Origin of the sequence: Micromonospora chersina, assembly GCF_900091475.1 — a bacterium.
GTDB lineage: Bacteria > Actinomycetota > Actinomycetes > Mycobacteriales > Micromonosporaceae > Micromonospora > Micromonospora chersina.
Window position 1 is genome coordinate 5,515,510 of sequence record NZ_FMIB01000002.1, and the last position, 20,492, is coordinate 5,536,001.

Sequence of the window (20,492 nt, forward strand, 5' to 3'; positions counted from 1 at the left end):
GCACTCCTCGGTTGCGGGTACGTCGCCTGGCGGCAAGCGTACCGAGCGGGGCTGTCGAACGCCCGTCGAGGAGTGCCGGGGTCACCCGGAGCGGGCCAGCCAGCCGACCGGCCGTTCGACGATCCGGCGGATCACCGAGGCCGCCCCGCCGACCGCCGCGGACCGCGCCCCGAGCGCGGCGGGACGCACCGTCACGGGTGACCAGGCGGCGGTGAGCACCCGCCGGGAGATCTCCGCGACCACGGGCGGGCGCAGCCAGGGGGCCAGCGGGGCGTATCCGCCGCCGAGCACCACGGTGTCCAGGTCGAGCAGGTTCACCACGCCCGACACGGCCACCCCGAGGGCCGTCCCGGCGTCCGCCAGCGCGGCCAGGGCGGCCGGGTCGCCCGCCCCGGCCAGGTCCGCCAGCCGGGTGGCGGCGGTGTCCGCCGGGAGGTCCGCGCCGGCCAGGCCGGCGGCGGCCAGGATCGCCTCCTGGCCCGCGTACCGCTCCAGGCAGCCCTGGCCGCCGCAGCGGCACGGCCGTCCCTGCGGCTGCACCGGGATGTGACCGATCTCGCCGCTCCAGCCGCGCGCGCCCCGGTAGAGCACCCCGTCGAGCACGATGCCCGCGCCGATGCCGATCTCGCCGGTGATGTGCAGGAAGCTGGCCGAGCCGGGCGGGCCGGCGTGCAGTTCGCCGAGGGCGGCCAGGTTGGCCTCGTTGTCGACCACCAGCGGCGGGATCCCGTCGACCGGCGCGGCGAGGGGGTGCCCGGCCAGCAGGGCGGGCACGTCGACGTCGCGCCAGCCGAGGTTGGGCGCGAGCCGGACCAGGCCGCCGTCGCCCACCAGGCCCGGGACGGCGAGCGCCGCGCCGGCCACGGTCAGCCCGTCGCGGACGGCGGCGGCGCGGGCCTCGGCGGCCAGCGTGGCGAGCCGGTCCAGGGCGTCGGCGGGGGGCACCGGGCGCAGGTCGGCGCGGCGCACGAGGTGGTGCCGGACCGTGCCGGTCAGGTCGACCACGCAGGCGGCCAGGTAGTCGACGTTCACCTCCAGGCCGAGCCCGGCGGGGCCGTCGCCGGACAGCACCAGGCCACGGGCGGGCCGGCCGGCCCCGGTACGCGGCGCGGGCTCCGCCTCGGCCACCAGCCGGCCGGCGATCAGGTCGTCGACCACGGCGGACACGGTGGCCCGGGTCAGGCCGGTGCCGGCGGCGATCTCGGCCCGGGACGGTGGCCGGTCGGCGGCGGCGATCCGCCGGAGCACGACCGCGAGGTTGAGCTCGCGGAGGCTGCCCTGCCGGACGGCCCCGGCGCTGCTGGTGCTGTTCACCGCTTGACACTGCCACACGACGGCCATTTAATTCAACCACTGAACAAATTGCGGACGACGCCACCACCCGGAGGTCCCCCATGGCACCCAGTCCCACCCCCGCCGACAAGTTCTCCTTCGGTCTCTGGACGGTGGGCTGGCCGGCCCGCGACCCGTTCGGGGACGCCACCCGGCCCGCCCTGGACGCCGTCGAGGCCGTGCACCGGCTCGCCGAGCTCGGGGCGTACGGGATCACCTTCCACGACGACGACCTGGTGCCCTTCGGCGCGGACGCCGCCACCCGCGACCAGCACATCGCCCGGTTCCGCAAGGCCCTCGACGAGACCGGCCTGGTCGTGCCGATGGTCACCACCAACCTCTTCAACCACCCGGTGTTCAAGGACGGCGGCTTCACCAGCAACGACCGGGACATCCGCCGGTACGCGCTGCGCAAGGTGCTGCGCAACGTCGACCTCGCCGCCGAACTGGGCGCCCGCACCTTCGTCATGTGGGGCGGCCGGGAGGGCGCCGAGTACGACGTGGCCAAAGACGTCCGGGCGGCGCTGGACCGCTACCGCGAGGCGGTCGACCTGCTCTGCCAGTACGTCGTCGACCGCGGCTACGACCTGCGCTTCGCCCTGGAGCCGAAGCCGAACGAGCCGCGCGGCGACATCCTGCTGCCCACCGTCGGGCACGCGCTGGCGTTCATCTCCACCCTGGCCCGCCCGGAGCTGGTCGGCCTGAACCCCGAGGTCGGCCACGAGCAGATGGCCGGGCTGAACTTCGCGCACGGCATCGCCCAGGCGCTCTGGCAGGGCAAGCTGTTCCACATCGACCTCAACGGCCAGCGCGGCATCAAGTACGACCAGGACCTGGTCTTCGGCCACGGCGACCTGCTCAACGCGTTCGCCCTGGTGGACCTGCTGGAGAACGGCGGGCCGGACGGCGGTCCCGCGTACGACGGGCCCCGGCACTTCGACTACAAGCCCTCCCGGACCGAGGACATGACCGGGGTGTGGGCCTCGGCGGCGGCGAACATGCGCACCTACCTGCTGCTCAAGGAGCGGGCCGCGGCGTTCCGGGCCGACCCGGAGGTGGCCGAGGCCCTGGCCGCCAGCAAGGTGGCCGAGCTGGCCACCCCGACCCTGAACCCGGGCGAGGGCTACGCCGACCTGCTCGCCGACCGCGCGGCGTTCGAGGAGTTCGACCCGGACGCGGCCGGCGCGAAGGGCTTCGGCTTCGTGCGGCTCAACCAGCTCGCCGTCGAGCACCTGCTCGGCGCGCGCTGAGGCGGGCCGCCATGCCGCTCGTCGCCGGGGTCGACTCGTCGACCCAGTCCTGCAAGGTGGTGATCCGGGACGCGGAGACCGGCGCGCTGGTCCGGCAGGGCCGCGCGCCGCACCCCGAGGGCACCGAGGTCGACCCGCACGCCTGGTGGGACGCCCTGCGGGCGGCCGTCGCCGAGGCCGGCGGGCTGGCCGACGTGGCCGCCGTCGCGGTCGGCGGCCAGCAGCACGGCATGGTCTGCCTGGACGAGGCGGGGCAGGTGGTCCGCCCGGCGCTGCTCTGGAACGACACCCGCTCCGCCGACGCCGCCCGGGAGCTGGTCGAGGAGGCCGGCGGCGGTGAGGCCGGCCGCCGGTTCTGGGCCGACGCGACGGGCGCCGTGCCGGTGGCCAGCTTCACCGCCACGAAGCTGCGCTGGCTGGCCCGGCACGAGCCGGCCAACGCCGAACGGGTGGCCGCGGTCTGCCTGCCGCACGACTGGCTCACCTGGCGGCTGGCCGGCGCCCCCGGCCTGGCCGCGCTGCGCACCGACCGGGGCGACGCCAGCGGCACCGGCTACTGGTCGCCGCGCACCGGCGAGTACCGCCTCGACCTGCTGGAACGCGCCTTCGGGCGGCGGCTGCGGGTGCCTGTCGTGCTCGGTCCCGCCGAGGTGGCCGGGCACCTGGACCCGGCGGCGCTCGGCGGCGGGTCCGGTGCCGGCGACCGGGTGCTGCTCGGTCCGGGCACCGGTGACAACGCCGCCGCGGCGCTCGGCGCCGGGGCCGGCCCGGGCGACGTGGTCGTCTCGATCGGCACCTCGGGCACCGTCTTCGCGGTCGCCGACACGCCCGCCGCCGACCCGACCGGTGCGGTGGCCGGCTTCGCCGACGCCACCGGCCGGTTCCTGCCGCTGGTGTGCACGCTCAACGCGGCCCGCGTGCTCGACGCCGCCGCGACGCTGCTCGGGGTCGACCTGGCCACGCTGAGCGAGCTGGCCCTGGCCGCCCCGCCCGGCGCCGACGGGCTGGTGATGGTGCCGTACCTGGAGGGCGAGCGGACCCCGGACCGGCCCACGGCGACCGGCGCGCTGCACGGCCTGACCCTGGGCACCTCGACGCCGACCCACCTGGCCCGGGCCGCCGTCGAGGGCATGCTCTGCGCGCTCGCCGACGGTCTCGACGCGCTTACCGCGCAGGGCGCCCGCGCCAACCGCATCATCCTGGTCGGCGGCGGGGCCCGCTCCGCCGCCGTCCGGCGGATCGCTCCGCAGGTCTTCGGCCGGCCCGTGGTCGTGCCCCCGCCCGGGGAGTACGTCGCCGACGGCGCCGCCCGCCAGGCCGCCTGGGTCGCCCTGGGCGGGGCCGCGCCGCCCGCCTGGTCGGTCGGCGACACCGAGGAGTACGCGTCGCCGGGCGTCCCCGCCATCCGCGAGCGCTACGCCCTCGCCCGCGACCGGGTCGTGGACCGGGGATAAACCGGATGCCGGGCGGTCGACCGGCGGGGATCATCGTGGCGTGCCGCCACCTTCCCCGTCCGGAGACGCCGCCCGGCCCGGCCCGCTGCCCGTCTTCCAGTACGACGACGTCGACAGCCCGGGCGACGTCATCGACACGCTGCTGCTCACCGACTTCGTCACCGGCCGCCACCCCTGGGCCCGGACGGTCCGCCTGGCCAAGGTCCGGGCCGGCGCCCGGCTGGTGCCCGAGCGGGCGGTGCTGACCCGGACGGCCATCGAGCGCAACCGGGTGGCCCGGCTCGCCGGCGGCGACGGCTGGACGGTACGGGTGGTGAGCTGGCGCGGCCGGGGCGCGGAGGTGACGGTCACCGCCGTCGACGAGGCGACCGGCGCGGCCGTCCTGGACGAGATCGTCACGGGCGGGGCCGAGCCGGCGCGGCGGGACACCGGCCCGATGGGCTTCTGGCACCAGAACGCCCGCCGGGGAGCCCAACGGGACACCCGGCGGATCACCACGCCGACCTGGGCCGACATCCGGGCCAACTATCCGGCCGCCGCGGCGGCCCGGCTGGACGCCCTCATGGTGGCTACGCCCGAGACGGTCGCCGGTCGGCTGCTGCTCATGCACGGGCCGCCGGGCACCGGGAAGACCACGGCGCTGCGCGCGCTCGCCCGTGAGTGGCGCGAGTGGTGCCAGGCGGACTGCGTCCTCGACCCCGAGGTGCTCTTCGGCGATCCGGCCTATCTCGCCGAGGTGGCGGTGGGGGAGCACGAGGAGGACGACGACGGCGAGGAGGCCCGTCGCTGGCGGCTGCTGATCCTGGAGGACTGCGACGAGCTGATCCGGGGGGAGGCCCGGCAGACGACCGGACAGGCCCTGTCCCGGCTGCTCAACCTGACCGACGGGCTGCTCGGCCAGGGGCGCAACGTGCTGGTGGCGATCACCACCAACGAGGACCTCTCCCGGCTGCACCCGGCGGTGACCCGGCCCGGGCGCTGCCTGGCCCGGATCGAGGTGGGCCCGCTGTCGCACGCCGAGGCGGCCGACTGGCTCGGCACCTCGGCGGGCGTCCCGCCGCAGGGCGCCACCCTCGCCGAGCTGTACGGGCTGCGCGCCGGGACCTCGCCGGCCGGCGCGGTGCCGGTCGAGATCGGCGGCTACCTCTGACCGGGTGGGGCCCCGTGTTCCGGCCGTGACCCGCACCTGATTGGCTGCCCGGCATGAGCAGCGGCACGAGGGTCTCCCGGCGGGGGAACGCGGCGCACCGGTTCTACAGCGTGGTGGTGTTCGTGGTCCTCGCCTCGCTGGACAACGTGGCCATCGGCCTGGTCCCGCCGCTGTACGGGTCGATCTCCGGCGCGCTGGGCGTGTCGCAGCGGCTGCTCGGCCTGGTCACCGCGGTCAGCTTTTTGGTCAGCGCGGTCGCGGCGGTGGCCTGGGCGTACGTCGGGGACCGGACCAACCGGAAGCCGCTGCTCATGGTCGGCACGCTGATCTGGGCGGCCGGCACCGGGGGCAGCGCCCTGGCCGAGCACTACGCGACGTTCCTGGTCGCCCAACTGGTCGCCGCGATCGGGCTGGGGGCGGTCGGCTCGGTCGGCTTCTCCGTGGTCACCGACCTGATCTCGCCCCGCCGCCGCGGCCTCGTGATGAGCTTCTGGGGCCTGTCCCAGGGCGTCGGCACGCTGGCCGGCACGCTGACCGGGGGTCTGCTCGGGGCCACCGACTGGCGGCGGCCGTTCCTCCTGCTCACCGTGGTCGGCCTGGCCGCCACCGTGGCGTACCTGTTCACGTACGACATCCGGCGCGGGCAGAGCGAGCCGGAGCTGGCCGCCGCGCTCGACGCCGGCGGCGAGTACGACTACCGCATCAGCCGCGCCGACCTGCCCCGGATCCTGGCCCGGCGGACCAACCGCTGGCTGGTCCTCCAGGGGCTGACCGCGCAGGCGGCGTTCGGCTCGCTCGTCTGGCTGCCGGTGCTGTTCAGCCAGCGGGCCGAGGCGCAGGGCTACTCGGCGGCCACCGCCGTGGTGGTGGGCAGCGTCTTCGCCACCCTGTTCCAGCTCGGCGGCGTGCTGTCGATCGTGGGCGGCCTGGCCGGCGACGCGCTGCAACGGCGTACGCCGAGCGGTCGGGCCCTGGTCGCGGCGGTGGGCATCCTCGCGGCCGTGCCGTTCTACCTGGTCCTGTTCCTCGTGCCGATCCGGATCGACGTGCCGGACGGCGGCAGCTCCGGCGCGGTGATCGCGGCGGTGCTGGCCAGCGTGTTCACCGAGCCGACGGTGGGGCTGAGCCTGCTCACCGCCGTGCTCGCCCTCGCGCTGACCTCGGCCAACTCGCCCAACTGGTTCGCGCTGATCGCCGACGTCAACCCGCCCGAGCACCGCGGCACTGTCTACAGCCTCGGCAACCTGGTCAACGGGGTCGGCCGGGCCGCCGGCAACGGGCTGGTAGCGGTGGCGTTCCAGGCGCTGCGGGCGGCCTTCCCGCCACCGCTGAACTACGCCGTCGGGCTGGCCGCCTTCCAGCTCTTCTTCATCCCGACCGGCCTCATGTACTGGCTCGCCGCCCGCACGTCGCCCCGGGACATCGCCCAGGTCCACGACCTGCTGCACGCCCGCGCCGACCGGCTGTAAGGAAGGGCCCCCTCTTAACGCCTGGCGTAGTAGAAGGGCCCCTTCCTAACCCGAGGCGTTAAGAAGGGGCCCTTCCTTGCGCACTGTCAGGCGCGGAACCAGACCGTCACGTCGGTGGGCACGGCGTGGCCGTCCAGCGGGGCGCTCGACGCCAGCACCTCGGCGCCGGCCGGCAGCGGCGCCGGGTCCGCGCCGAAGTTGGTGAGCACGGTGAGCCCGCCGTTGGTGAAGGTGAGCACCTCGTCGCCGGAGGTGAGCCAGCGCATCGGACCCCGGGCCAGGCCGTGCTCGCGGCGCAGCCGCAGCGCGGTCCGGTACAGCTCGTAGGTCGAGCCGTCGACCCCGCGCTGCCGGTCGAGCGCGTACTCGGCCCACACCGGCGGCTGGGGGAGCCAGCTCGCGTCGGTCGGCCCGAAGCCGTACGACGGGGCGTCGGCCTCCCACGGGATCGGCACCCGGCAGCCGTCCCGGCCGCGCTGGGTGTGCAGGCTGCGCTCCCAGGTCGGGTCCTGCCGGGCCTCGTCGGGCAGCGTGGTGTGCTCCGGCAGCCCCAGCTCCTCGCCCTGGTAGAGGTAGGCCGAGCCGGGCAGGGCGAGCATCAGCAGGCTGGCCGCCCGGGCGCGGCGCAGGCCGAGCGCGGCGTCGGGCTGCGGGTCGCCGATGCCGATGCCGTTGGGACGGCCGCCGCCGGTGGCCAGCCCGAGCCGGGAGGCGTGCCGGACCACGTCGTGGTTCGACAGCACCCAGGTGGTCGGGGCGCCGACGCTGTCGGTGGCCTCCAGCGAGCGGGTGATCACCGCGTACTGGGCGGGAGCCGTCCAGGCGGCGAGCAGGTACTCGAAGTTGAACGCCTGGTGCATCTCGTCCGGCCGCACGTAGCGGGCCAGCCGCTCGGCCGGCTCCACCCACGCCTCGGCGACCAGGATCCGCTCGCCGTCGTACGAGTCGAGCAGCCGCCGCCACTCCCGGTAGATCTCGTGCACGCCGTCCTGGTCCCACATGGGCGGGAGCGGCTTGTCCACGTTCTGGCCGGAGAGGATCTCCTGCGGCTCCTGCCAGTCGGCCAGGTCGGCCTGCTTGATGAGGCCGTGCGCCACGTCCACCCGGAAGCCGTCGACGCCCCGGTCCAGCCAGAACCGGAGGATGTCCAGGAACTCGGCCCGCACCTCCGGGTTGTCCCAGTTGAGGTCGGGCTGGCCGGAGTCGAACAGGTGCAGGTACCACTGGCCGTCCGGCAGCCGGGTCCAGGCCGGCCCGCCGAACACGCTCTCCCAGTCGTTCGGCGGCTCGGCGCCCTGCGGGCCCTTGCCGTCGCGGAAGACGTAGCGCTGCCGCTCGGGGCTGCCCGGCGCGGCCGCGACGGCGGCCTGGAACCAGCGGTGCTGCGACGAGGTGTGGTTGGGCACCAGGTCGACGATCACCCGCAGCCCGCGCGCCTTCGCCTCGGCGATCATCTTGTCGGCGTCGGCCAGGGTGCCGAAGAGCGGGTCGACGTCGCGGTAGTCGGCCACGTCGTAGCCGGCGTCGGCCTGCGGGGAGGGGTAGAACGGCGACAGCCAGATCGCGTCGACCCCCAGCTCGGTGAGGTGACCGAGGCGGGCCGTGATGCCGGGGAGGTCGCCGATGCCGTCGCCGTTGGAGTCGGCGAAGGACCGCGGGTAGATCTGGTAGATGACGGCCTCGGTCCACCAGCCGGTGGCCGGGTCCTGCTGCGTCGCGTCGGTGTTCAGCGCCTTCTCCCTGTCGTGCGTGCGGGACGAATCCGTTCAGTTTGCCCGGGGCGGCGCGGTCGATTCACGCACCACCAGCCGAGTGGGCAGGATCACCGATGCCGGTGACCTGTCGCCGGTGTCCGGGCCGCGGGGCGCCGGCACCAGCCCGGCGTACGGGTCGACGGCGCGCCCGCCCAGCGGGTCGAGCAGCATCCGGGCGGCCAGCAGCCCCTGCTCCGCGGCCGGTTGGGCGATGGTGCTCAGCCCGAGCACCCCGGCCAGGTCGTGGTCGTCGATGCCGATCACGCTGACGTCCTGGGGCACCCGCAGCCCGGCGTCGCGCAGCGCGGTCATGGCGCCCATTGCCATCTCGTCGCACGCCGCGAAGATCGCGGTCGGCGGTTCGCCCCGGGCCAGCAGCTCGGCGGTGGCCCGGGTGCCGCCGTCGACGGTGAACTGGGACTCGACGTCCAGGCTCGGGTCGGGCCGCAGCCCGGCCGCCCGCAGCGCCTCCTGGTAGCCGCGCCGGCGGTCCAGGTGGGTGGTGAAGGCCAGCTCGTCGTCCGGGTCGCCGGAGATGTGCGCGATCCGGGTGTGACCGAGGTCGAGCAGGTGCCGGGTGGCGGTGCGCGCCGCGGCCACGTCGTCGATCCGGACGCAGGGCCAGCCGGGCACCCCGCTGCCCGAGCTGATGGTCACGCCGGGCAGGGCCAGCTTGGTCAGTGCGGTCGTGTCGGCCGGGCGCAGCGGGGTGGCGACCAGGATGATCGCGTCGACCCGCTTGTGCAGGCTGGCCGGGCGCAGCACCCGCTGCCGGATCTGCTCCCGCCCGCCGAGGTTGTAGAGCAGGAGGTCGTAGCCGTTCTGGTGGAGGTAGTCCTCGACCGCCTCGACCACCGTGCCGAAGAACCAGCGGGTGATCCGGGGGACCACCACGGCCACCGTGCCGGTCTTCCCGCCGGCCAGCCGGGAGGCGCTCGGCGAGACCGCGTACTGGAGCTGCTCGGCGGCGGCGAGGACCCGCCGCCGCGTCGCGGCCGAGACCGTCGGCAGGCCCCGCAGCGCCCGGGAGACGGTGGCCGTGGAGACCCCGGCCAGGCGGGCGACATCGTCAATCTTGGTCATTGGTTCCCCGCTCCGAGCCGCGCCCGCCGCCGCCGGGGACCGGCGGCGGCGGAGCAGCGGATCAGCCCTTGACGCTGCCGGCGAGCAGGCCCCGCACGAAGAAGCGCTGGAGGGACAGGAACACGATCAGCGGTACGACGATCGACACGAACGCGCCGGCCGTGAGCCGCTGCCACTCGTTGCCCCGGGTGCCGGCCAGCTCGGCGAGCCGGACGGTCAGCGGGGCGGTCTCATTGCCGCCGCCCGCGAAGATCAGCGCGACCAGCAGGTCGTTCCAGACCCAGAGGAACTGGAAGATGCCGATCGCGGCCAGCGCCGGGGTGATCAGCGGCAGGACGATGGTCCGGAAGATCTTTGGGTGGGTGGCCCCGTCGACCCGTGCCGACTCCATCAGTTCGCCCGGCAGCTGCGAGATGAAGTTGTGCAGCAGGTAGACGGCGAACGGGAGGGCGAAGCAGGTGTGCGCGAACCACACCTGCGCGAACTTCTGCTCGTCGACCAGGTCCCAGGCGGGGAGCACCTGGATCCCGGCGATGGTCACGCCTGTGGAGAAGAACTTCAGCAGCGGCACGAGCGCCATCTGCAGCGGCACGATCTGCATCGCGAAGATCGCGATGTAGACCCAGTCCCGCCCCTTGAAGTTGATCCACGCCAGCGCGTACGCGGCCAGTGACGCGAAGGCGATCGGGAAGAGCACCGACGGGATGGTGATCGCCAGCGAGTTGATGAAGTAGCTGGCCAGCTGCCCGGACGAGCCGGTGCTGAACAGCACCTCCCGGTAGTTCTCCAGCGTGAACTGCGGGTCGCTGAAGAACGTCCACCAGCCGGTGGTCTTGATCTGGTTCTCGGGCCGGAACGAGGAGATGAACAGGCCGAAGGTCGGAACCGTCCAGAGCAGCGCGAGCACGATCGAGACCACTGTGGCGGTGCGGCTGTTCAGCCGCTTGCGGACCCGGGCGGCCCGGCCGGGCTTCGCGGTGGCCTGGACGCCGGCTCCGACGGTGGGGGTGGCGGTGGTCATGTCAGCCCTCCCGCTGCTGGCGCAGGTTACGGATCTGGTAGATCACGATCGGGATGACCAGGACGAAGAGGAAGACCGCGAGTGCGGAGCCCTGCCCGGGCTCGCCGTAGCGGAACGCCTGGTTGTACATCTCGTTCGCGATGACGCTGGTGTCGTAGTTGCCGTTGGTGGCGGTCCGGACGATGTCGAAGACCTTCAGTGTGGCGATCGAGAGCGTCACCACCACGACGATCACCGCCGGCCGGATGCTCGGCATGGTGATCTGCCAGAACATCTGCCACGGGGAGACGCCGTCGAGGCGAGCCGCTTCGACGATGTCGGCCGGGATGGCCTTGATCGCCGCGGAGAGCACCACCATGGCGAAGCCGGCCTGGATCCAGATCATGATCACGATGAGCAGCAGGGTGTTGAGCGGCGACTCCAGCAGCCACTGCTTGGGTTCGCCGCCCAGGCTCACGACGATCTGGTTGAGCAGGCCGATCTGGTCGCCGTCGCCCCGGTAGGCGTAGACGAACTTCCAGATGATGGCGGCGCCGACGAACGAGATCGCCATCGGCAGGAAGATCAGGGACTTGGCCACCGACTCGAACCGGGCCTTGTCCACGAGGACCGCGTAGATCAGGCCGAAGCCGGTGGCCACCAGCGGCACGAGGAGCACCCAGATCAGGCTGTTGATCAGCACCCGGACGATCGAGTCCTCGGAGAACATCCAGGCGTAGTTGTCCAGGCCGACCCAGTTGCTGCTGTTCTTGTCCATGAACGAGAGGAGGGTGGTGCGGATCGCCGGCACCACCAGCCCGACCGTGAGGAACAGCAGTGTCGGCAACAGGAAGAAGAGCGCGATCGCACCTTCCCGCGGCTTGCGCCGCCGGGGCAGGGGTGCGCCGCTCGCCACGGCCGCGACCAGCCGCTCCTCCCGACGGCGGGCGAACCAGGCCGGCACCACGTCGAGGAGCAGGAGCAGACCGCCCACCACCGCGACGAAAGCGATCAGCCCGTACATCAGCATGAGGAACTTCGGCTGTTCCGCCGCGAAGTCGAACTCCATCGACCCTCCCTCAAGGGTTCGGTTGCGGGCGGTGGCCCGGCCCGCGTCGCGGACCGGGCCACCGCCTCAGATCACTTCCAGCTGCCCTCGATGCCGTTCAGCACCGTGGTGGTGTCCTTGCCGTTGATCCAGTCGACCATGCCCTTCCAGAAGGTGCCCGCGCCGACCGCGGCCGGCATCAGGTCCGAGCCGTCGAACCGGAACTCGGTCTTCGGGTCCTGCAGGATCTGGACGGAGAGCTTGTCCACCGGGTTCGGGACGTTGTTGATGTCGAGCTTCTTGTTCGCCGACAGCCAGTCGCCGATCTTGGCGCGGCTGTTCACGTACTCACCGGAGGCCAGGTAGGTCTGCACCGCCTGGACCTCGGGACGGTCCGCGAAGGCCGAGACGAACTCGCCGGCACCCAGCACCGGCTTGCCCTTGGCCGGGTCGACGGCCGGGAAGTAGAACGCGAAGACGTCGCCGTCCTCGGCCACCTTGGTGCCCTGCGGCCACTGGTTGGCGTAGAAGGACGCCTGCCGGTGCATGGCGCACTTGCCGGTGGTGATCGGCGTGCCGGCCTCCTGGAAGGAGGTGGTGGCGATGCTCTTCACCCCGCCGAAGCCGCCGTTCATGTACTTCTCGTTCTTGAGGATGGTGCCGGCCTTGTTGACCGCGTCGGCGACCTTCGGGTCGTTGAACGGGATGCCGTGGGTGGTCCACTGGTCGTAGACCTCCACCCCCTGGGTGCGAAGCAGCACGTCCTCGATCCAGTCGGTGGCCGGCCAGCCGGTGGCGTCACCGGACTCGATGCCCGCGCACCACGGCTTGGTGCCGCTCGCCGCGATCTTGTCGCTCAGCGTGATGAGCTCGTCCCAGGTGGTCGGGACGCTCCAGCCCTTCTCCTTGAAGGTCTTCGGCGAGTACCACACGTAGGACTTCACGTTGGAGCCCAGCGGCACGCCGTAGAGCTTGCCGTTCACGGTGCTGTACTTCAGCCAGTCGGGGGAGAAGTTCTGCTCGGCCAGCCCCTTGGTGTCGGCGCCGACCTCCTTGATCTTGCCCGAGTCGACGAACCGCTTGAGCAGACCCGGCTGCGGGATGAAGGCAAGGTCGGGGGCGTTGCCGCCGTCCACCCGGACGCCCAGCTGGGCCTCGAACTCGCCCGAGCCCTCGTGGTCGATGTCGATGCCGGTGCAGTCCTCGAACTGCTTCCAGGACTGGTCGAGGCGGTCGGCCTCGATGTCCCGGATCGACGAGTAGATCGTCACCTTCTTGCCGTCGTGGCCCTGGTACTTCGCGTAAGGGGCGCACTCGGGCTTGCTCGCGTTGCCGCTCTTCTTGTCGTTGCCGGTGCCGCAGGCGGTGACGCCGAGCGCCAGCCCCAGTACGCCGGCGATCGCGAGAGCCTGGCGCGATCTGGCAAACGCCATGCCGATCTCCTTCCTTGCCGGCGCGTGGGGGGATCGAACCCGCGCCGGTCCGATGGTCGTCCCCACATGTAAGCGCTTGCATCGCGTCCGGTCCACCCCCTGGCGGACACGGCCCGGTAACAATCCGGAAACCCGCTCACCGGCCGTGGGCACGCTCCCACGCTCCGCTGACGGTCCGCAGGCGGCGCCCCTTCCCATCGATGGAACTTTCTGCCACGCTGTCCAAAGCTGATCGAAAACTTTCAACATAGGAGGCAATGGATGCGCAAGCGCTGGTTCAGCCTCGCGGCGGTGGCGGCCGTCCTCGTGGCCCTGGTGCCGGCGGCCCCGGCCATGGCCGCGCCGACGTTCAAGGTCCCGTTCCCCTGCAACCAGTCCTGGTCCGGCCAGACCCGGTCCGACCACAGCCCGGCCTACGCCATCGACTTCAACCGCACGGACGACCTCGGCGACCCGGTGGTGGCCAGCGCGCCCGGCACCGTCGACCGGGTCACCGACCTCGGCGGCACCAGCTACGGCAAGTACGTCCGGATCGACCACGGCAACGGCTACACCACCTACTACGCCCACCTGAGCGGCTTCAACGTCTCGGTCGGGCAGGTGGTCGGCTACGGCCGGGTGATCGGCTACGTGGGCAGCACCGGCGGCTCGACGGGCCCGCACCTGCACTACGAGCAGCGGCTCAACGGCAACGACATCCAGGTGCGGTTCAACGGCGCCCTCGCCCTCTACTGGGGCACCAAGACCTACACCAGCGACAACGGCTGCGCCGGCTCGAACACGGGCGCCGGCACCGTCAACACCACCTCGGGCGTGGCGCTGACCGTCCGGTCGGGCCCGGGCACCGGCTACAGCGCGGTCGGCACGGTGGCCGACGGCGCGAGCGTCACCATCTACTGCCAGACCAGCGGCACCTCGGTCACCGGCACCTACGGCACCAGCTCGATCTGGGACCGGATCGGCTCCGGCCGGTACATCTCCGACGCGTACGTCTACACCGGCTACGACGGCTACATCCCGGGCGTGCCCCGCTGCTGACGAGAGGTGGGCGCGGGGCCGTCGGCCCCGCGCCGCTCAGCCGTTCAGCCGCCAGATGGCGAAGTTCAGCGCCGCCGCGAACGTCACCCAGGCCCAGTAGGGCAGCAGCAGGAGCGCCGCCGGCCGGGAGACCCGCCGGAACAGCGCCACGGTGACCCCGATGGCCAGCCACATCAGCACGATCTCGGCGAACGCCAGCCCGTAGCGGTCGGCGCCGAAGAAGAGCGGCGTCCAGACGGCGTTCAGGACCAGTTGGGTGACCCAGGCGCCGAGCGCCGGTCCCCAGCCGGCCTGCCGCCAGACCAGCCAGCCCGCGACCGCGATGAGCGCGTAGAGGACCGTCCAGACCGGCCCGAAGAGCCAGGACGGGGGAGCCCATGCCGGCTGGGCGAGGCTGGCGTACTCCTCCTGGGTGCCCCGCACCCCGAGCGCGCCGACGGCCGCCGCGACGGTGACCGCGGCGCCGAAGCCCAGCAGCGCCCACCACTTACGGCCGCGCCCGACCCGCCGGATGCTTCCCGAGATCGTCATGCCCCTGGGTGCCCCGCCCGCCGGGCGGACAAACCGGCCGGGCGCAGCACAGCGCCGGGGTCGCCGGGCCCGGACGCTCCTGTCTGGGAGGACGGAGGTTCGGACCCGGCGACCCCGGCGGGTCAGGGGTGGTGGGAGGTCGAACGGCTAACTGAAGATGCTGACGCCGCCCGGCCCGACCAACAGGCCGACGATGATGAGGACGATGCCCCACAGGATCTGCCGGCGGAAGAGCGCGAGAATGCCGGCGACCACCAGTACGACTGCGAGAATCCAGAGAATCAGCTCCATGTCGGCTGGATACCCGTCCGTCGGATCCGGGAAACCTGCTTCTCAGTCGAGATGATCACCGACGTGGAAGATGCTGTACGCCTGCTTGATGACGGGGTGCGCGACGTTGCGGACCCGTACGCCACCCGGGGTGGTGCCCCGTTCGCTCCCGTGGTGGGCGTGCCCGTGCAGGGCCAGCGCGGTGGGCGCCGAGTCGATCGCCTGGCCGAGCTGGTAGCAGCCGAGGAACGGGTAGATCTCCAGCGGCTCGCCGGCGAGGGTGTCCGGCACGGGGGAGTAGTGGGTGAGCGCGACCAGCAGGTCGCAGTCCAGCCCGCGCAGCGCCTCGCCGAGCGCGTCCGCGCTCTCGTTGGTGGTCCGGACGAACGCCTTCATCTCCGGCTCGCCGAAGTCGCTGGCGCACCGCCCGGCGAACCCGCCGCCGAAGCCCTTCACCCCGGCCACGCCGAGCCGCCGGCCGCCGCACTCCAGCACGGTCCCGGTCCCCTCCAGCACGGTGATCCCGGCGTCCTCCAGCACCTTGACCACCTGCGGCACCTGGTCGCACTGGTGGTCGTGGTTGCCGAGCACGGTGATCACCGGCACGCCGAGGTCGCCGAACTCCTGCGCCACGCACCGCGCCTCGGACTCGGTGCCGTGCCGGGTCAGGTCCCCGGCGAGCAGCAGCACGTCCGCGCAGTCGGGCAGTTCCTCCAGCGCGGGCCGGAACCGGCCGACCACGTCCTCGTCCAGGTGCACGTCGCCGACGGCGGCGATGCGGATCACCATCGAACCTCCCTCACGGCAGCTCCTCGACCTGGGTGGGCGCCTGCGTGCGGATCACGCCGATGTCGCTGGTGATCGGCAGGTCCGGGAAGCGCTCGGCCACGCGGCGCAGGATCTCCTCCCGCCGGTGCGGGCTCTCCACCTCGCCGTAGAGCACCAGGCCGCGCTCGCGGCGCACCACGGTGATGCCCTGTTCGGCGACGTCCGGGTCCTCGGCCAACATGCTCTGGATCTCCGCCTCGACGTACTCGTCGGGCGGCGCGCCGCCGTGCTGTCCGGTCACGGGGTCTCCCTTCCTCCGGACGCGCCGCCGGGCAGCACGTCGAGCCGGTCGAGCAGCACCAGGAACGCCTCGGCGTACGGCGAGTGCTGCGTCTCCTTCCGTACCCGTTCCCAGTCGATCTGTTCCCGCAGCGAGCGGGCGAGCGGCAGGGCCCGGGCGAAGTCGCAGTAGTGCTGGGAGAAGCTGAGCAGCTTGTGCACCATGAGCTGGCTGGCCGAGAGCACCGGCATGTGGATGGCGTCGACCGGCCGCACGATGGTGTCGGCGAAGGTCTCCTCGGTCACCGGGGTCTCGATCGGCCGGTGGATCAGGTCCACCATCCGGCCCTCGTCGTAGACCTTCACCAGCCAGTCCTCGGGCGGGCGCTCGGCCGTGAAGCCGGCCTCGACCAGGGCCTCCAGGGCCCGGTCCACGTCCTGCTGCCGGATCAGGAAGTCCACGTCGTGGTCGCTGGAGTGGCCGCCGTGGGCGTACACGGCGAAGCTGCCGCCCAGCGCGAAGGGGATCTCGGACTGCTTGAGCACGGCGGCGACCTTCTTCAGCGTGTGCACCAGGGTCTCGTCCCCGCGCTCGGCCATCTGGGTCTCCCGTCGTCGTAGGTGGCGGTGGGAATGAAGTTGCGTACCCGGCGAACGGGTCGGCCACACCTGTAGCGGGCGCGGCCCGACCTGGTGGGGACAGATGGGGACAAACCGCCGAAGGCGAGCACGGGTCGGATAGCCTCGACAGGGTGGCCAGGTCACTGCGGGTGCGGCGCGGCAGGGCCCGACTGCGCGCCGTCGCCCTGATCGGCATCGACGGCTCGGGCAAGACCACCCAGGCCCACCGGCTCGCCGAGGCGCTCACCGCCGCGGGCCACCCCGCCACCTACCACCGCAACGCCGGCGGCCGCCGCTGGCTCGGCCGGCTGGCCCAGCGGGTCGGCCGGCCCGACGCGCAGCGGCTCGTCGGGCGCAACGGCCTGCTCGCCGTGGAGTCCGTGCTCCGCTGGCTGGCGATCGCGCTCGCCCTGCTGAGCTGCCTGGTCACCGGCCGGACTGCCGTCATGGACCGCTGGTCCGCCTGCCAGTACGCCAGCATCCGCGCGCACGGCGGGCAGCGCTGGGAGCGGCTGGCCCGGGCCGGCTACCGGCTCTTCCCGCCGCCCCGGGTCACCTTCCTGCTCACGGTGGACCCCGCAGAGGCGTACCGGCGGATCGAGCGGCGCGGCACCGACCACGAGAGCATGCAGTGGCTCAGCGCCGCGGCCACGGCGTACCGGACCCTGCCGGAGTACGACCGCTTCGTCGTCGTGGACGGCAGCGGCACCCCGGAGGAGGTGTCCCGGCGGATCCGCGCACACCTCACCGAGTGGCTCCCCGGCGACCCACCCCCGCCGGCCGGTCCGGGGCCGGGGGACACCCGCCCGCCCTCCGGCGGGGCGGGGCGCGACGAGCCCGTGCCGGCTCAGGCCCGGCCGTAGACCGGGATGCTCGCCCCGCTGGTCGGCGCCGACTCGTCGGAGGCCAGGAAGCGGATCACCGCGGCGATCTCGGCGGGCGGAACCCAGCGCCGGTGGTCGGCGTCCGGCTGGGCGGCCCGGTTCGCCGGGGTGTCGATCACGCTGGGCAGCACCGTGTTGCAGCGCACCCCGCGCTGCCGGTACTCGACGGCGACGGCGTTGGCGAAGGCCAGCACGGCCGCCTTCGCGGTGGCGTAGCCGGCCGCCCCGGCGAACGGGGCCACGGCGGCCCGCGCGGACACGCACACCACCGCGCCGCCGCCGGCCTCCACGAGGTGCGGCAGCGCGGCCTGGGTGACCAGGTAGGTGGGGCGCAGGTTGATCCGCAGCATCCGGTCGAACTCCTCGATCGGGGTCTCGTGCACCAGTCCGCCGCTGGCGTACCCGCCGACGAGGTTGACCACGGCGCGCAGCGGCGCGGCCGGCTCGGCGGCGGCGACGGCCACCGCCCGCGCCGCCCCGGCGGGGTCGAGGAGGTCCGCCGCGACGGCTTCAGGTCGCTGCGCGGCGCCGGACGCGCCGAGCTGAGGTTGTCGCCCGACGCGGCCCGGTCCGGCGCCCGCCGGCGCCGCCTCGCCACCCTCCCGCTCGGGTACGACCACCCGCCAGCCGGCCTTCAGGAAGGCGGCGGTGACCGCACCGCCCAGCCCGCCCGTGCCACCGGTCACCAGCACCGTCCGCTCCGCCATGGGCACACGCTAGCCGCCCGGCCGGCCAGGCGGTGACCGGGTCGGGATCCGGACCCGTCGACGCCTGTCGATGCCGCTCGGTGTACCGTACCGGCCGTCCGGTGACCCCGGCGAGGCCGTCCGGCCGGCACGGCGGGCGCGACGGCGGAACCGCCCGTCGGCCGGCGGGGCGGAGTCGACCGCAGCGGATGAGGCGGCGGGGCTGCGGGAATGGGACCCTTGGCGCGGGGGGCGGGCGCGGAAGGCGGTACTTTTCCCGATACGCGCCGTCATGGTTGACGGTCACGCCTCATGAAAGTAAGTTTCATCCGTGGCGAAGAGTCCGAAGATTTCTGCGAGTCACGAGCCCGGTGGACTGATCGTCCACATCAGCGGCCTGCTCCCCTCGCTGTCCCCGGCCGAGCAGCGGGTGGCCCGGCTGGTCGTCTCCGATCCGGCCGACGCCGCCCGGCGCACCATCACCGACCTCGCCACCGCCGCCGAGACATCCGAGGCCACAGTCATCCGGTTCTGCCGGTCGGTGGGCATGGACGGCTATCCCCAGCTGCGCATCCGGCTCGCCGCCGAGGCCGCCCGCCGGGTCGAGCCACCGGACGCCCGGGTGGTCGGCGGCGACATCCCGCCCGGCGCCGACCTGGCGCAGATCATCGCCACCATCGCGTTCAACGACGCACGGGCCGTCGAGGAGACCGCCGAGCAGCTCGATCCCGCCGTCTGCGAGCAGGTCGTCGAGGCGATCGTCGCGGCCGGCCGGATCGACGTCTACGGCGCCGGCGCCAGCGGCTTCGTCGCCTCGGACTTCCAGCAGAAGCTGCACCGCATCGGCCGCACCGCCTTCTACTTCCCGGACGTGCACACCGCGCTCACCTCGGCCGCCCTGCTCGGCCGCGGCGACGTCGCGGTGGGCATCTCGCACACCGGAACCACCTCCGACGTCATCGAGGTGCTCGAACAGGCCCGCGCCCGGGGCGCCACCACCGTCGCGCTGACCAACTTCCCCCGCTCGCCGATCACGGAGGTGGCCGACCACGTCCTGACCACCGCGGCCCGGGAGACCACCTACCGCTCCGGCGCGATGGCCAGCCGGCTGGCCCAGCTCACCGTGGTCGACTGCCTCTTCGTCGGGGTGGCCGCGCGAAACCGGACCAAGGCCAGGAAGGCCCTGGAGGCGACCGCCGAGGCGGTCCAGTCGCACCGGGTGGGCGCCGGCCGGAGGCGGGCATGACGGCAGGACGGGTGGAGCGGAACGAGATGGCCGTGGTGCGGCCCGTGGTCCGGGTGGGCGCACCCACCGAGCGGCGCAACCCGCAGAGCCTCGATCTCGACCTGATGTCGACCCGGGACGTGCTCACCGTCATCAACGAGGCGGACCGCCGGGTGCCCGCCGCGGTGGCCGCCGTCCTCGACGAGATCGCCGAGACCGTCGACCTGGCCGTCGCAGCGCTGCGCGGCGGCAACCGGGTGCACTACTTCGGTGCCGGCACCTCCGGCCGCCTCGGGGTGCTGGACGCCGCCGAGCTGGCGCCCACCTTCAACTCGCCGCGGCACTGGTTCTGCGCGCACCTGGCCGGCGGCCCCGAGGCCATGTGGCGGGCCGTCGAGGACGCCGAGGACGACGAGCGCGGCGGCGCCGCCGAGGCCGCCGAGTGCGTACGCCCCGGCGACCTGGTGGTCGGGCTCGCGGCCAGCGGGCGCACCCCGTACGTCCTCGGGGCGCTCGCCGCGTCCCGGACGCAGGGGGCCGCGACGGTGCTCCTGTGCGCCAATCCGGAGGCCGACGCCGCCGGGTCGGTGGACGTCTTCATCGGGGTGGACACCGGACCCGAGGTGGTCACCGGGTCGACCCGGATGAAGGCGGGCACCGCGCAGAAGCTGGTGCTGAACACGTTCTCCACGGCCGTGATGGTGCGCCTCGGTCGGGTCTACTCGAACCTCATGATCGACATGGTGGCCACCAACGCCAAGCTGCGCGGCCGGATGATCTCGATCCTCATGGAGGCCACCGGCTGTGCCGAGGAGGTCTGCCGCAGCGCCCTCAACGAGGCCGACGGCGACCTGAAGACCGCCCTCGTCTCGCTGGTGTCCGGCGCCGAGGTCTCCGCCGCCCGGGCCGCCCTGGCCCGCTCCGCCGACCAGGTACGCGGCGCGCTCGCCCTGCTCGCCTCCTGACGCGGCCGCCCGCCGGACCCCCTCCCGGCCGGGCCCGCGCCTACGGTGCGACGCGTGTCACGTGCGGGGACGGGACGTCCCGCGCGCTGCGGATTGTTCAACCAGGCGTGGGGTAATCCTCACCCGAGGCTGAACCGACCGGTCGGCGGACGCGTATCTCGCAGTGACCAGGATCGCAATGTCGCGGTGACGCGGGTCGCTGTGTTCATGGAATTCGCAATGGTGCCATTTCATGGGCGGACGACGATGCCG

Annotated in this window: 19 protein-coding genes and 1 pseudogene; 8 read left to right on the top strand and 12 right to left on the bottom strand. The window is 73.3% G+C overall.

The annotated features are described in order from the left end of the window. Nucleotides 1–81: 81 nt before the first annotated feature. The gene (locus tag GA0070603_RS25675; RefSeq protein ID WP_091318870.1) at nucleotides 82–1,341 is read right to left on the bottom strand and encodes an ROK family transcriptional regulator; all 1,260 of its coding nucleotides are present in this window, start codon (nucleotides 1,339–1,341) and stop codon (nucleotides 82–84) included. 53 nt (nucleotides 1,342–1,394) lie between these two features. On the opposite strand from GA0070603_RS25675, the gene xylA reads away from it, so the two are divergent. The 4 genes from xylA to GA0070603_RS25695 are packed head-to-tail and all read left to right on the top strand — an operon-like array spanning nucleotide 1,395 to nucleotide 6,655. Then, nucleotides 1,395–2,582 (top strand): xylose isomerase, encoded by a 1,188-nt coding sequence (gene xylA, locus GA0070603_RS25680; protein ID WP_091318872.1) that lies wholly within the window; start codon nucleotides 1,395–1,397, stop codon nucleotides 2,580–2,582. A gap of 11 nt (nucleotides 2,583–2,593) precedes the next feature. Continuing rightward, nucleotides 2,594–4,036, top strand: a complete 1,443-nt coding sequence (gene xylB / locus GA0070603_RS25685; RefSeq protein WP_091318874.1) for a xylulokinase — start codon at nucleotides 2,594–2,596, stop codon at nucleotides 4,034–4,036. 40 nt (nucleotides 4,037–4,076) lie between these two features. Further along, on the top strand, nucleotides 4,077–5,186 hold the full coding sequence (locus GA0070603_RS25690; protein WP_244282607.1) for a DUF5925 domain-containing protein: 1,110 nt from the start codon (nucleotides 4,077–4,079) through the stop codon (nucleotides 5,184–5,186). Nucleotides 5,187–5,239: 53 nt separating this feature from the next. Further along, complete coding sequence (locus GA0070603_RS25695; RefSeq protein WP_091318877.1) at nucleotides 5,240–6,655, top strand: MFS transporter; 1,416 nt, start codon at nucleotides 5,240–5,242, stop codon at nucleotides 6,653–6,655. 86 nt (nucleotides 6,656–6,741) lie between these two features. On the opposite strand, the gene GA0070603_RS25700 is transcribed toward GA0070603_RS25695, so the two are convergent. The 5 genes from GA0070603_RS25700 to GA0070603_RS25720 all read right to left on the bottom strand — a co-directional run bounded on the left by GA0070603_RS25700 (nucleotide 6,742) and on the right by GA0070603_RS25720 (nucleotide 12,973). Beyond that, on the bottom strand, nucleotides 6,742–8,385 hold the full coding sequence (locus GA0070603_RS25700) for a glycoside hydrolase family 13 protein (protein ID WP_091318880.1): 1,644 nt from the start codon (nucleotides 8,383–8,385) through the stop codon (nucleotides 6,742–6,744). A gap of 36 nt (nucleotides 8,386–8,421) precedes the next feature. Beyond that, complete coding sequence (locus GA0070603_RS25705) at nucleotides 8,422–9,492, bottom strand: LacI family DNA-binding transcriptional regulator (RefSeq protein WP_091318882.1); 1,071 nt, start codon at nucleotides 9,490–9,492, stop codon at nucleotides 8,422–8,424. Nucleotides 9,493–9,553: 61 nt separating this feature from the next. Next, nucleotides 9,554–10,513, bottom strand: a complete 960-nt coding sequence (locus tag GA0070603_RS25710; protein WP_091318885.1) for a carbohydrate ABC transporter permease — start codon at nucleotides 10,511–10,513, stop codon at nucleotides 9,554–9,556. 1 nt (nucleotide 10,514) lies between these two features. After that, entirely contained in the window at nucleotides 10,515–11,561 is a 1,047-nt protein-coding gene (locus GA0070603_RS25715) for a carbohydrate ABC transporter permease (protein WP_091318887.1), read from the bottom strand. A gap of 71 nt (nucleotides 11,562–11,632) precedes the next feature. After that, entirely contained in the window at nucleotides 11,633–12,973 is a 1,341-nt protein-coding gene (locus tag GA0070603_RS25720; RefSeq protein WP_091318888.1) for an ABC transporter substrate-binding protein, read from the bottom strand. Nucleotides 12,974–13,234: 261 nt separating this feature from the next. Here GA0070603_RS25720 and GA0070603_RS25725 point away from each other — a divergent pair, with 261 nt between their 5' ends. After that, nucleotides 13,235–14,011, top strand: coding sequence for a M23 family metallopeptidase (locus GA0070603_RS25725; RefSeq protein WP_091318890.1), 777 nt, complete (start codon nucleotides 13,235–13,237; stop codon nucleotides 14,009–14,011). Between the two features lie 36 nt (nucleotides 14,012–14,047). Here the strand turns inward: GA0070603_RS25725 and GA0070603_RS25730 are convergent, their stop codons facing one another. The 5 genes and pseudogenes from GA0070603_RS25730 to GA0070603_RS25745 form a co-directional block, all read right to left on the bottom strand. Beyond that, nucleotides 14,048–14,542, bottom strand: a complete 495-nt coding sequence (locus tag GA0070603_RS25730; protein ID WP_091318892.1) for a TspO/MBR family protein — start codon at nucleotides 14,540–14,542, stop codon at nucleotides 14,048–14,050. Nucleotides 14,543–14,689: 147 nt separating this feature from the next. Beyond that, nucleotides 14,690–14,833 (bottom strand): GPGG-motif small membrane protein, encoded by a 144-nt coding sequence (locus tag GA0070603_RS31615; RefSeq protein ID WP_167537057.1) that lies wholly within the window; start codon nucleotides 14,831–14,833, stop codon nucleotides 14,690–14,692. Continuing rightward, a pseudogene (locus tag GA0070603_RS25735) lies at nucleotides 14,824–15,601 on the bottom strand (metallophosphoesterase family protein). Before GA0070603_RS25735 ends, GA0070603_RS31615 begins: the two are co-directional and overlap by 10 nt. A 10-nt stretch (nucleotides 15,602–15,611) precedes the next feature. Next, complete coding sequence (locus tag GA0070603_RS25740) at nucleotides 15,612–15,821, bottom strand: hypothetical protein (RefSeq protein WP_229791949.1); 210 nt, start codon at nucleotides 15,819–15,821, stop codon at nucleotides 15,612–15,614. 56 nt (nucleotides 15,822–15,877) lie between these two features. After that, complete coding sequence (locus GA0070603_RS25745) at nucleotides 15,878–16,624, bottom strand: nucleotidyltransferase (RefSeq protein WP_341864943.1); 747 nt, start codon at nucleotides 16,622–16,624, stop codon at nucleotides 15,878–15,880. Here GA0070603_RS25745 and GA0070603_RS25750 point away from each other — a divergent pair. Next, complete coding sequence (locus tag GA0070603_RS25750; protein WP_091318898.1) at nucleotides 16,612–17,343, top strand: dTMP kinase; 732 nt, start codon at nucleotides 16,612–16,614, stop codon at nucleotides 17,341–17,343. The genes GA0070603_RS25745 and GA0070603_RS25750 overlap by 13 nt on opposite strands. On the opposite strand, the gene GA0070603_RS25755 is transcribed toward GA0070603_RS25750, so the two are convergent. Continuing rightward, a complete protein-coding gene (locus GA0070603_RS25755; RefSeq protein WP_091318900.1) occupies nucleotides 17,328–18,071 on the bottom strand; it encodes an SDR family NAD(P)-dependent oxidoreductase in 744 nt (247 codons plus the stop codon). The genes GA0070603_RS25750 and GA0070603_RS25755 overlap by 16 nt on opposite strands. A gap of 310 nt (nucleotides 18,072–18,381) precedes the next feature. Between GA0070603_RS25755 and GA0070603_RS25760 the strand changes: the two genes are divergently transcribed. Both GA0070603_RS25760 and murQ read left to right on the top strand, forming a co-directional pair. Beyond that, the gene (locus GA0070603_RS25760) at nucleotides 18,382–19,296 is read left to right on the top strand and encodes a MurR/RpiR family transcriptional regulator (protein WP_091318902.1); all 915 of its coding nucleotides are present in this window, start codon (nucleotides 18,382–18,384) and stop codon (nucleotides 19,294–19,296) included. Continuing rightward, a complete protein-coding gene (gene murQ, locus GA0070603_RS25765) occupies nucleotides 19,293–20,240 on the top strand; it encodes an N-acetylmuramic acid 6-phosphate etherase (protein ID WP_091318904.1) in 948 nt (315 codons plus the stop codon). The genes GA0070603_RS25760 and murQ overlap by 4 nt, the downstream gene beginning before the upstream one ends. Nucleotides 20,241–20,492: the final 252 nt, after the last annotated feature.

Coding starts and splice junctions, on each gene's coding strand:
- GA0070603_RS25695 (WP_091318877.1), top strand. CDS start 5,240: ATGAGCAGCGGCACGAGGGTCTCCCGGCGGGGGAACGCGGCGCACCGG.
- GA0070603_RS25725 (WP_091318890.1), top strand. CDS start 13,235: ATGCGCAAGCGCTGGTTCAGCCTCGCGGCGGTGGCGGCCGTCCTCGTG.
- GA0070603_RS25715 (WP_091318887.1), bottom strand. CDS start 11,561: ATGGAGTTCGACTTCGCGGCGGAACAGCCGAAGTTCCTCATGCTGATG.
- GA0070603_RS25675 (WP_091318870.1), bottom strand. CDS start 1,341: ATGGCCGTCGTGTGGCAGTGTCAAGCGGTGAACAGCACCAGCAGCGCC.
- GA0070603_RS25720 (WP_091318888.1), bottom strand. CDS start 12,973: ATGGCGTTTGCCAGATCGCGCCAGGCTCTCGCGATCGCCGGCGTACTG.
- xylB (WP_091318874.1), top strand. CDS start 2,594: ATGCCGCTCGTCGCCGGGGTCGACTCGTCGACCCAGTCCTGCAAGGTG.
- xylA (WP_091318872.1), top strand. CDS start 1,395: ATGGCACCCAGTCCCACCCCCGCCGACAAGTTCTCCTTCGGTCTCTGG.
- GA0070603_RS25705 (WP_091318882.1), bottom strand. CDS start 9,492: ATGACCAAGATTGACGATGTCGCCCGCCTGGCCGGGGTCTCCACGGCC.
- GA0070603_RS25730 (WP_091318892.1), bottom strand. CDS start 14,542: ATGACGATCTCGGGAAGCATCCGGCGGGTCGGGCGCGGCCGTAAGTGG.
- GA0070603_RS25740 (WP_229791949.1), bottom strand. CDS start 15,821: ATGTTGGCCGAGGACCCGGACGTCGCCGAACAGGGCATCACCGTGGTG.
- GA0070603_RS31615 (WP_167537057.1), bottom strand. CDS start 14,833: ATGGAGCTGATTCTCTGGATTCTCGCAGTCGTACTGGTGGTCGCCGGC.
- GA0070603_RS25710 (WP_091318885.1), bottom strand. CDS start 10,513: ATGACCACCGCCACCCCCACCGTCGGAGCCGGCGTCCAGGCCACCGCG.
- murQ (WP_091318904.1), top strand. CDS start 19,293: ATGACGGCAGGACGGGTGGAGCGGAACGAGATGGCCGTGGTGCGGCCC.
- GA0070603_RS25755 (WP_091318900.1), bottom strand. CDS start 18,071: ATGGCGGAGCGGACGGTGCTGGTGACCGGTGGCACGGGCGGGCTGGGC.